Annotated in this window: 9 protein-coding genes; 2 read left to right on the forward strand and 7 right to left on the reverse strand. The window is 69.6% G+C overall.

Annotated elements, in window-relative coordinates; translation table 11 throughout:
• Window positions 1–13 precede the first annotated feature (13 nt).
• On the reverse strand, window positions 14–1,027 hold the full coding sequence (locus tag QSK31_RS27335) for a polyprenyl synthetase family protein (protein WP_285687230.1): 1,014 nt from the start codon (window positions 1,025–1,027) through the stop codon (window positions 14–16).
• A gap of 389 nt (window positions 1,028–1,416) precedes the next feature.
• On the opposite strand from QSK31_RS27335, the gene QSK31_RS27340 reads away from it, so the two are divergent.
• Both QSK31_RS27340 and QSK31_RS27345 read left to right on the forward strand, forming a co-directional pair.
• On the forward strand, window positions 1,417–2,007 hold the full coding sequence (locus QSK31_RS27340; RefSeq protein WP_285687232.1) for a GrpB family protein: 591 nt from the start codon (window positions 1,417–1,419) through the stop codon (window positions 2,005–2,007).
• 7 nt (window positions 2,008–2,014) lie between these two features.
• On the forward strand, window positions 2,015–2,656 hold the full coding sequence (locus tag QSK31_RS27345) for an HAD family hydrolase (protein WP_285687234.1): 642 nt from the start codon (window positions 2,015–2,017) through the stop codon (window positions 2,654–2,656).
• Window positions 2,657–3,969: 1,313 nt separating this feature from the next.
• Here QSK31_RS27345 and nuoN read toward each other — a convergent pair.
• From nuoN to nuoI, 6 genes are read right to left on the reverse strand one after another with little or no spacing between them, the layout of a single operon-like run.
• Window positions 3,970–5,502: an NADH-quinone oxidoreductase subunit NuoN gene (nuoN, locus tag QSK31_RS27350; protein WP_285687236.1), complete on the reverse strand. Its 1,533-nt coding sequence runs from the start codon at window positions 5,500–5,502 to the stop codon at window positions 3,970–3,972.
• Window positions 5,503–5,504: 2 nt separating this feature from the next.
• Entirely contained in the window at window positions 5,505–7,040 is a 1,536-nt protein-coding gene (locus QSK31_RS27355) for an NADH-quinone oxidoreductase subunit M (protein WP_285687238.1), read from the reverse strand.
• Window positions 7,037–8,962 (reverse strand): NADH-quinone oxidoreductase subunit L, encoded by a 1,926-nt coding sequence (gene nuoL, locus QSK31_RS27360; protein ID WP_285687240.1) that lies wholly within the window; start codon window positions 8,960–8,962, stop codon window positions 7,037–7,039. The genes QSK31_RS27355 and nuoL overlap by 4 nt, the downstream gene beginning before the upstream one ends.
• Window positions 8,963–8,974: 12 nt before the next feature.
• Entirely contained in the window at window positions 8,975–9,274 is a 300-nt protein-coding gene (gene nuoK / locus QSK31_RS27365) for an NADH-quinone oxidoreductase subunit NuoK (RefSeq protein ID WP_285687242.1), read from the reverse strand.
• On the reverse strand, window positions 9,271–10,044 hold the full coding sequence (locus QSK31_RS27370; protein ID WP_285687244.1) for an NADH-quinone oxidoreductase subunit J: 774 nt from the start codon (window positions 10,042–10,044) through the stop codon (window positions 9,271–9,273). The genes nuoK and QSK31_RS27370 overlap by 4 nt, the downstream gene beginning before the upstream one ends.
• Window positions 10,041–10,637 carry an NADH-quinone oxidoreductase subunit NuoI gene (gene nuoI, locus QSK31_RS27375; protein WP_285687246.1) on the reverse strand — a complete coding sequence of 199 codons (597 nt, stop codon included), beginning with the start codon at window positions 10,635–10,637 and terminating at the stop codon, window positions 10,041–10,043. The genes QSK31_RS27370 and nuoI overlap by 4 nt, the downstream gene beginning before the upstream one ends.
• Window position 10,638: the final 1 nt, after the last annotated feature.

Raw genomic sequence — 10,638 nt, forward strand, 5'->3', positions numbered from 1 at the left:
GGTGCGGTCGGCTCTAGCTGGTGCGGTCGGCGATGAAATCGCAGAGAGCCTGCATCGCGATCTTGGGCGAGCCGTCCGGCAGCGGCGTCAGCTGGGCCCGGGCCGTCTCAGCGTAGGACCGGACCGTCTCCCGCGCCCGTTTCATCGCCGCCGACTCGCGGAGCAGGCCGAGCGCCTCGGCGTGCAACGCGTCGTCGGTCACCGGCCCGATCGCCAGAATCTCCCGCAGCCGCACCGCGGACGCGTCGGTGTCGTCGCCGGCCAGCGCATAGAGCACCGGCAGCGTAGGAACACCCTCGCGCAGATCGGTGCCCGGCGTCTTGCCCGACTGCACCGACTCGGACGCGATGTCGAGCAGGTCGTCGGAGAGCTGGAAGGCGATGCCGATCGTCTCGCCGTACTTCGCGAGGGCGTCGACATGCTCCGGCGCCGCACCCGAGAACAGCCCGCCGAACCGCGCCGACGTGGCGATCAGCGACGCCGTCTTCTCCGTGATCACGCCGAGGTAGTGCTCGATCGGGTCGCTGCCCCGCGGCCCCGCCGTCTCCGCGATCTGCCCGTGGACCAGCCGGGAGAAGGTGCGCGCCTGCAGCCGAACCGCCTCGGTGCCGAGCGACGCGGCGATGTCGGCGGCCCGGGCGAACAGGTAGTCACCGACCAGGATCGCCATCGAGTTGCCCCAGCGCGCATTCGCACTGGCCGCCCCGCGCCGCACGTCCGCCTCGTCCATGACGTCGTCGTGGTAGAGCGTCGCCAGATGTGTGAGCTCCACCACCAGGGAGGCGGAGATGATCTCGGGCCGCGCCGGGTCACCGAACTGCGCACCCAGCGCCAGGATCAGGGGCCGGAACCGCTTGCCCCCCGCATCCATCAGGTGCCGCGCCGCCTCGGCCACCAGCGGGTCGGAGCTGGCAACGTTGCTGCGCAGCGCCTCCTCCACAGCCGCCAGCGTCGCCGACACGGACTCGTCGACCTCAGGGTCGATCTCGAGGCCGAGCGCCGCGAGCGCGCTGTCACCGGTGCTCATCACACTTTCACGATGCCATACGCCTACGACAGTTCCCGTGCCAGGGTTATCAAGATCATTTCCGGAGTACGCGCACAGCTGCTGCTCGTACGCTCAGACGGGCCGGTCGGTACTCACTCTCCGCACCCGCCGCCGGGTTGTCCCGACCGGTCCGGCCAGACCTCCCCGCCGGCCAGGCTCCCAGCCTCGCGGCTCGCCCTACCCCCTCGCCGCGTGTCCCCCGCGCCGCTCGCCCCGAGCGCTCCTCCTCCACGTCTCCCCGCGCGCTTCTCCCGGCGCCTCGCCTGGCCGCGGCGCGCCTCTTGACCTCTCCTGCCACCTACCGCGCCTTCGCTGCGGCGCCTTCGCTGCGGTGCCTTCTCGTGGCGCGCCCCCGCTAGCGTCGCGTCATGCGCCTGCCCCCGCTGCCACCGCCGGTCCCGCCTCTGACGCCCGAGCAGATGGCAAGCCGCGCCGTAGGCGACCGCCCCTCCGAGGTCAGCAAGCCGATCACGATCAGCCCCTACGACCCCGAGTGGCCGATCCGCTTCGCGCACGAGGAGAAACGCATCCGATCAGCCCTGGGCGACCAGGTCCTGCTCCTCGACCACGTGGGCTCCACCGCCGTCCCCGGCCTCCCCGCCAAGGACCGCCTCGACATAGACCTGATCGTCGCCGACCCCGCCGACGAGGGCGCCTACGTGCCGGCCCTGTCCCACGCCGGCTACACCCTGCGGACCAGAGAGCCCCACTGGTGCGAGCACCGCTGCCTCTGGACCGCCGACCACGACGTCAACCTGCACGTCTTCGGCCCCGACTGCGACGAGCACCTCCGCCACCTGATCTTCCGAGACCACCTGCGCGCCAACCCCGCCGACCGCGACCGTTACACGGCGGCCAAACAGCAGGCGGCGGCCGACCACCCGATGCACATGGCCGGCTACGTAGCCGCCAAGGCCACCGTGGTCATCGACATCCTGACCCGCGCCGGGCTCCGCTGACACCACAGTGGACCTGATTCTCGACCTCTTCCACACCCTGCTGGACGGCGCCGACGACGAACGCGACCGCGTCGTGGCCGACATGGCAACGGTTCTCGACGTGTCACCATCGGCTCTCGTAGCGGCCTACCACGCCAGCTGGCCCGACCGTCTGGTCCGCTGGACCGTCGAGGAGACCATCACGATCCTCACCGCCCGCATCGGCGGCGCCCCCAACCCGGCGCAGGTGACACAGGCGGCCGAGCTGCGCCGAGCACTGGCCCGCCGCCTGCTGGCCGCAGTCCCGAAGTCCACTCTCGACACCCTGGACAAGTTGCGCGCCAACGGATCCCGCCTGGCCCTGGTCAGCAACGCCACCGCCGAAACGGCCGAAGCCTGGCCACACACGCCCTTGGCCGACCGCTTCGACGCCGCGGTGTTCTCCTGCACGGTCGGCCTGGCGAAGCCGGATCCCGCGATCTACCGCCTGGCCGCGAGCCGGCTGGGCATCCCACCCGAGGCCTGCATCTTCGTCGGGGACGGTGCCGACGACGAACTGACCGGCGCCGCCGCGGCCGGAATGACCGCCATCCGAACAACCGAACATCGCGACGGCGTCCCCACCTGGCCGGGACGCACAATCTCGACGCTGAGCGCCCTAGTCACCTAGACACTTGCGGGGTGAAGGTCTTGCGTTGCTGCCGGGGGTATCCGCTGGGTATGTGGTCAGGCCGGGTTGCCATGCGGCTCGGGTGCCCAGTCACGGTCGCTGCCGCCGCCGCCGTCGCTTGGCGGGTCCGTGCGGGGTGTGCCAGGCGCCCGGGTGCCCGCTCAATGGCGCTGCCAGCGGCGTGGGGTTTCTCTGGGGCTGCCAGGCCCCGGGGTGCCCGCTCACCGTCGCTGCCGCCGCTCGCGGCCGGCGCGGAGTCTCTCTGGGGCTTGCCAGGCCCCGGGGTGCCCGCTCACCGTCGCTGCCGCCGCTCGCGGCCGGCGCGGAGTCTCTCTGGGGCTTGCCAGGCCCCGGGGTGCCCGCTCACCGTCGCTGCCGCCGCTCGCGGTCGGCGCGGAGTCTCTCTGGGGCTTGCCAGGCCCCGGGGTGCCCGCTCACCGTCGCTGCCGCCGCTCGCGGCCGTGGCCGGGCGCGGTCGGTGGTAGGACCGGGCGCGGGTGGTAGGACCAGGCACGCAGTGGTGGGACAGAGCGGCATCGGGGTCGAAATAGCGCTCTAGGCCACCACGGTCCGCGCGGGTGGTAGCTCAGAGCGGGGGAAGCTCAGTGGATAGCGCCCGGTCCTACCACCGGCTGCCCGGCGTGGGCGGGGCGTAAGGCCGGCTGGCCGTCAACGCCGCAGATGCCGCCTTCAGCTACCACCGCCGTACCCGGCTACCACCGCCGTACCCGGCCACCACCGCCGTCACCGCCGTGCCCGGCTACCACCGCCGTGAGCGGCTACCACCACCGTGAGCGGCTACCACCACCGTGAGCGGCTACCACCACCGTGAGCGGCTACCACCACCGTGAGCGGCTACCACCACCGTGAGCGGCTACCACCGCGAGCGGCGGCAGCGACGGTGAGCGGGCACCCGGGCGCCTGGCAGACCCGGCCCGACCCCACACCCAGCGGAGACGCCGGCAGCAACGCCACCTACAAGAAACGTCGGCAAGAGACGCGGACCGCCCCGCTCGGAGGGCGACGCTGCCAGGGCCCGGCAGGTGAGCTTGGATCACGCACCCGGCAGGGTGTGGGCATCCGGGCATGAGCCGCCAGGCGAATGGATGCCCACGCCCGGTGCCCGCGGGAGCATACGTCTCGGACCAACGACGGACGCGGGTAAATCGATCTTGATCCAAGGGTGGCCTTGATCTGAAGACGGGAATCCCAGTGGCCTTGATCTGAAAGACGGGAATCCCAAGAGGGCCGGGGACAAAGCAGAAACCCCGGCCAAACGCTGGCCGGGGTTTCTCAGTGATGCGTGAACGGAGCTATCTGACGAACTGGGCCGCATCGTTGGTGAGGTCGATCAGCGCGGCCGGCGCGACGCCCAGGGCCAGCGTCGCCAGGACGCCGATGGCCAGGGCCGCCGATGTCATCGCTCCGGGCAGGGAGACCGTCGGGGTCGACTCGCCGGGCTCGCTCAGCCACATCATGACGACGACCCGCAGGTACGGGAACGCCAGCAGCATGCTGGAGATCACGCCGAAGATGACCAGCCAGGTCTGTCCACCCTCGACGGCGGCGCCGAAGACCGCGAACTTGCTGGTGAAGCCGCTGGTCAGCGGGATGCCGGCGAAGGCCAGCAGGATGAACGTGAAGATGCCCGCGAATACGGGGCTCTTCCGGCCGAGGCCGGCCCAGCGGGACAGGTGGGTGGCCTCGCCGTCGGCGTCTCGGACCAGCGTCAGGATGCCGAATGCGGCGAGCACCGAGAAGCCGTAGGCGACCAGGTAGAACATGGTGCTGGACAGGCCGCTCTTGTTCAGGGCGAGCGCGCCGACCAGGAGGTAACCGGCGTTGGCGATCGACGAGTACGCCAGGAGCCGCTTCATGTCGGTCTGTGTAACCGCCAGCACCGCGCCGACCAGCATGGTGAGCACCGCGATGGCGCCGAGGACGGGCTGGAAGTCCCAGCGGACACCGTCGAAGGCCACGTAGAGGATGCGCAGCAGGGCCCCGAAGGCGGCCACCTTGGTGCAGGCCGCCATCAGGGCGGTGACGGGAGTCGGCGCGCCCTGGTAGACGTCCGGCGTCCAGACGTGGAACGGCGCCAGCGCGCCCTTGAAGAGCAGGCCGATGGCGACCAGCGCGAGGCCGCCGTAGAGCAGCACCTGGCTGCGCTCGGGGGTGGCGACGGCGTCGTGGATCTGGCTGAACTGCACGCCGCCGGCGAAGCCGTAGATCAGGGCCACGCCGAACAGGAAGAACGCGGACGCGTACGAGCCGAGCAGGAAGTACTTGAGCGCTGCCTCCTGGCTGAGCAGGCGACGACGGCGGGCCAGCGCGCACAGCAGGTACAGCGGCAGCGAGAAGACCTCGAGCGCGACGAACATGGTCAGCAGGTCGTTCGCGGCGACGAACAGCAGCATGCCGCCCAGCGCGAACATGGTCAGCGGGTAGACCTCGGTGGCGCCGGGCTCGCTGCCGGCCTGCTTGAGGTCCTTCTGCGAGCCGACGGTGATCGCCGCCTGGGAGACGAACGCGCCGCCGTGCTCGATCGACCGCTCGCCGATCAGGAGCATCGCCACCAGGCCGAGCAGCAGGATCGCGCCCGACAGGAAGAGTGTGGGGCCGTCCACCGCGACGGCGCCGCCGATGGTGACGGTCCGCTCGTTGCGGGAGACGATCACGGCGACGAAGGCGGCGACGATGGCGGCCAGCGCCAGGGTGAGCTGGATCGGATGACGGAGCCGTTTGGGAGCGAGCGCCTCGAGGAGGACCCCGAGGCAGGCGGCCCCGAAGAGGATCAACATCGGCGACAGCGCGCCGTAGTCGATCGCGGGTAGTTTCAGGTCTCCCATGGCTACGGAGCCGTCCTTCCGTTTGCGACCGCCGTCGGGCCCGGATCTTGCGTGCCGACGTCGTTCATGGTGGCCTCGACCGCCGGGTTGATCACGTCGGTGACCGGCTTCGGGTAGAAGCCGAAGATGATCAGCAGCGCGATCAGCGGCGCGACGACCACCTTCTCGCGCAGCGTGATGTCCTGCCGCATGGCCGGCACCTCGGCGAGCGCCGGGTTCAGCGTGCCCTGGGTGGTGCGCTGGACCATCCACAGCACGTACGCGGCGGCCAGGATGATGCCCGCGGTGGCGACCACTGCCCACGCCGGGTGCACGGTGAACGTGCCGATCAGGACCAGGAACTCACTGACGAACGGCGCCGTGCCGGGCAGGGCCAGCGACGCCAGACCGGCGAAGAAGAACACCCCGGCCAGCACCGGGACCAGCTTGCCCGCGCCGCCGAAGTCGCTCACCAGGGCCGAGCCGCGCCGGGCCACGAACATGCCGACGACCAGGAAGAGCAGGCCGGTGGCGAGACCGTGGTTGACCATGTACAGCACCGAGCCGGTGCCGCCCTGTGTGGTGAAGGCGAAGATGCCGATGCCGATGAACCCGAAGTGGGCGATCGACGTGTACGACACCAGCCGCTTCAGGTCGTTCTGGCCGACCGCGAGCAGCGCCGCGTAGAGGATGCCGATCACCGCGAGGGCGATCGCGACCGGCGCGAACCAGCGCGACGCCTCCGGGAACATCGGCAGGCAGTAGCGCAGGATGCCGAAGGTGCCGACCTTGTCCAGCACGCCGACCAGCAGCGCCGCGGCGCCGGCCGGTGCGGCGCCACCGGCGTCCGGCAGCCAGGTGTGGAACGGGAAGAACGGGGCCTTGATGGCGAACGCGATGAAGAAGCCGAGGAACAGCCAGCGGCCCGCCTCGGTGCCGATGTCCGCGTTGACCAGGGTCTGCCAGTCGAAGGAGTTCTCGCCGGCGACCACCCAGACGCCGATCACCGCGGCCAGCATGAAGAGACCGCCGACCAGCGAGTAGAGGAAGAACTTCACCGCCGCGTACTGCCGGCGCTGGCCGCCGTAGCTGCCGATGATGAAGTACATCGGCACCAGCATGACCTCGAAGAACACGTAGAACAGGAAGATGTCGGAGGCCGCGAAGACGCCGATCATCGTGCATTCGAGGGCGAGGAGCAGGGCGAAGTAGGTGGGCACGCTCCGCTTGGTCTGTTCGGCGTCGTTCCACGACGCGAGGATGACCAGGGGTACGAGCACCGCGATCAGCATCAGCAGGACCAGCGCGATGCCGTCCACCTCGAACGTGAAGCGCACGCCCCAGTTCGGGATCCACGGGTACGACTCGCGGAACTGGAACCGGGTGCCGCCGACCTCGAAGGCGATCCACATCAGGATGCTGAACACCAGCACGACCAGCGACCAGACCAGGGCCACGGTCTTGGCGAGCTGCGCCTTGGTCTTCGGGATGAAGGCGACCACCGCGGCCCCGACGAGCGGGAGCAGCGTGAGGATCGACAGGAACGGGAAGTTTTTCACGCCAGCCATCCCAACTGAACGGCGAGGAAGGCACCGACGACCAGGACCGCGCCGGTGAGCATCGAGAGGGCGTACGAGCGCACGAACCCGGTCTGCAGCCTGCGCAGCCGGCCGGAACTGCCGCCGACCCCGGCCGCGATCCCGTTGACCACGCCGTCGATGCCCCGGTTGTCCAGGTAGACCAGTGCGCGGGTCAGGTAGAGGCCGGGCTTCTCGAACACCGCCACGTTGATCGCGTCGGTGTACAGGTTTTTGCGCGCGGCGGTGACGACCACGCCTGCCCGCTGCGGCTCGGTGGCCGTGCCGCGGCGGAACAGCATGATCGCGAGGCCCGCGCCGATGACGGTGAGCGCGATCGACAGGATGGTGATCCAGGTGTGGCTCAGGACCGCGTGCGGTTCGGCCTGCTCGGCGCCGAGCACCGGTTCCAGCCATTGCGGCACGCTGGTGGACATGAGACCGCCTGCGGCAGCGGAGCCGACGGCCAGCAGCACCAGCGGGATCCACATGATGGCCGGCGACTCGTGCGGCTCGTGGATGTCCTCCGTCCACCGCTTCGGGCCGTGGAAGGTCAGCACGAACAGGCGGGTCATGTAGAAGGCGGTCAGCCCGGCGCCGAGCAGCGCGGCCATGCCGTACAGCCAGGCGGTCCAGCCCTCACGCTCGAACGCCGCGGCGATGATCGGCTCCTTGGAGAAGAAGCCGGACAGCGGCGGGATGCCGATGATCGCCAGCCAGCCGAAGCCGAACGTGATCCACGTGATCTTCATGTACTTGCGCAGGCCACCGAACCGGCGGATGTCCACCTGGTCGTGCATGCCGTGCATGACCGAACCGGCGCCGAGGAACATGTTGGCCTTGAAGAAGCCGTGCGCGAGCAGGTGGATGATCGCCAGCGCGTACGCGCCGCCGCCCAGCCCGACGCCCAGGAACATGTAGCCGATCTGGGAGACCGTCGACCAGGCCAGCACGCGCTTGATGTCGTCCTTGGCCGCGCCGATGATGCAGCCCATCAGCAGGGTCAGCGCACCGACGCTGACCACGATCGTCTGCAGGGTGTGGTTGGCCGTGAAGATCGGGTTGGACCGGGCGATCAGGTAGACGCCCGCGGTGACCATCGTCGCGGCGTGGATCAGGGCCGAGACCGGGGTCGGGCCCTCCATCGCGTCCGGGAGCCAGGCGTGCAGCGGGAACTGACCGGACTTACCGGCCGCGCCGAGCAGCAGCAGGATTCCCATGATCAGCACGGTGCCGGAGGCCAGCGAGCCGACGCCGTTGAACACGTCGTCGTAGTTGGTGCTGCCCAGCTGCGCGAACATCAGGAAGATGCCGATGGCCAGGCCGGCGTCGCCGACCCGGTTCATCAGGAACGCCTTCTTGCCCGCGGTCGCCGCCGACGGCCGGTAGGTCCAGAACGAGATCAGCAGGTACGACGCAAGACCGACGCCCTCCCAGCCGAAGTACAGCATCACGTAGTTGTTGCCGAGCACCAGCAGCAGCATGGCGGCGACGAACAGGTTGAAGTATCCGAAGAACTTCCGCCGGCCCTCGTCGTGCTCCATGTAGCCCACCGCGTACAGGTGGATCAGCGAACCGACACCCGTGATCAGCAGGACGAAGACGCCGGACAGCGGGTCGAAGAGCAACCCGAAGTCGACGTGCAGGCCGCCCACCGCGATGAAGTCGAACAGGCTCTGCTCCGCCGACCGGGCGCCGTCCTCCAGCCCGCGCAGGGCGAAGAAATTGACCAGGCCGAGCACGAACGTGGCGGCGACGGCCAGCACGCCGAGCCAGTGGCCCCACTTGTCGGCCCGCTTGCCGAGCAGCAGCAGGACCGCCGCGCTGGCCAGCGGAATCGCCACCAACAGCCAGATACTGCTCAGCGTCCCCGAGGCCGGGGCATACTCCACTGTCGCTTCCACTCCAAGGCCCCTTTAGTACTTCAGCAGGTTCGCGTCGTCGACGCTCGCGGAACGACGCGTCCGGAAGATCGACATGATGATCGCGAGGCCCACCACGACCTCGGCCGCCGCGACCACCATCACGAAGAACGAGATGATCTGGCCGTCCAGGCTGCCGTTGATACGGCTGAACGTGACCAGCGCGAGGTTCGCCGCATTGAGCATCAGCTCGATGCACATGAACAGCACGATCGCGTTGCGGCGGATCAGCACGCCGGTGGCGCCGATGGTGAACAGGATTGCCGCGAGCACCAGGTAGTAGTCGGGAGTCACTTCTCGGTCCTCTTCGGCTCGGCCTCGCGCGGCGTGAGCTCACGCACGGGCAGGATCGGCGAGATGCTGCGCTCGGACCCGTTGCCGTCCGGCAGGCGGGCCGGCACGGCGACCGACATGGTGTTCGCGTAGACACCCGGACCCGGCTTGGCGCCCGGGTAGCTGCCCGGCCGGAACCGGGCGGTCATCCGGGTGACCTGGTCGGCGATGTCCGCCTTGGCGCGCTCGACGTGGGCCATCACCATCGCGCCGACCGCTGCGGTGATCAGCAGCGCCGAGGTGACCTCGAACGCGAACACGTACCGGGTGAACAGCAGCGAGGCCAGGCCCTGCACGTTGCCGTTGGCGTTGGCCGCGGTCAGGCCGGCCGACGGGGTGTCGGCCAGCGCCCGGGCCAGGCCGGTCCCGATCAGGGCGGCGAAGCCGACGCCCAGCACGATCGCGGCGATCCGCTGGCCGCGCAGGGTCTCGATCAGCGAGTCGGACGCGTCCCGCCCGACCAGCATCAGCACGAACAGGAACAGCATCATGATCGCGCCGGTGTAGACGATGATCTGCACCGCGCCGAGGAACGGCGCCGAGTTCATCACGTAGATGAAGCCCAGGCAGAGCATCGTGACGACCAGCCAGAGCGCGGAGTGCACCGCGTTGCGGGCGATCACCATGCCGAGCCCGCCGATCACGGCGAGCGTGCCGAGGATCCAGAAACCCCAGGCCTCACCGGTCGAGACGTGGTCGGCGGCGGCGGCGAGGATGACGTCCGGGCTCATCGGGCGCCCTCCTTGGCCGCTTCACCCGTCGCATCGTCGGCGTCGTTGGTCGACCACGGCGCGCGCTCGGCGCCGGCCGAGGTGCCCGGGTTCGTCAGCGCACCGAGGTAGTAGTCCTTGTCGGTGTCGCCGAGGCGCATCGGGTGCGGCGGCTGCTCCATGCCGGGCAGCAGCGGGGCCAGCAGTTCCTTCTTGGTGAAGATCAGGTCCTGCCGGCTGTCCCGGGCCAGCTCGTATTCGTTGCTCATGGTCAGCGAACGGGTCGGGCAGGCCTCGATGCACAGGCCGCAGAAGATGCACCGGGCGTAGTTGATCTGGTAGATGCCGGCGTACCGCTCACCCGGCGAGAAGCGCATCTCGTCGGTGTTGTCGGCGCCCTCGACGTAGATCGCGTCCGCCGGGCAGGCCCAGGCGCACAGCTCGCAGCCGATGCACTTCTCCAGGCCGTCCGGGTGCCGGTTGAGGATGTGCCGGCCGTGGTAGCGCGGCGCGGGCGTCGGCGGGGAGAACGGGTAGTCGGTCGTGATGACCTTGCGGAACATGTGCGCGAAGGTCACCCCGAAGCCCTTGAACGAACCGGTGAACGTGCCCACG

The organism is Actinoplanes sp. NBRC 103695 (assembly GCF_030269485.1).
Classification (GTDB): domain Bacteria; phylum Actinomycetota; class Actinomycetes; order Mycobacteriales; family Micromonosporaceae; genus Actinoplanes.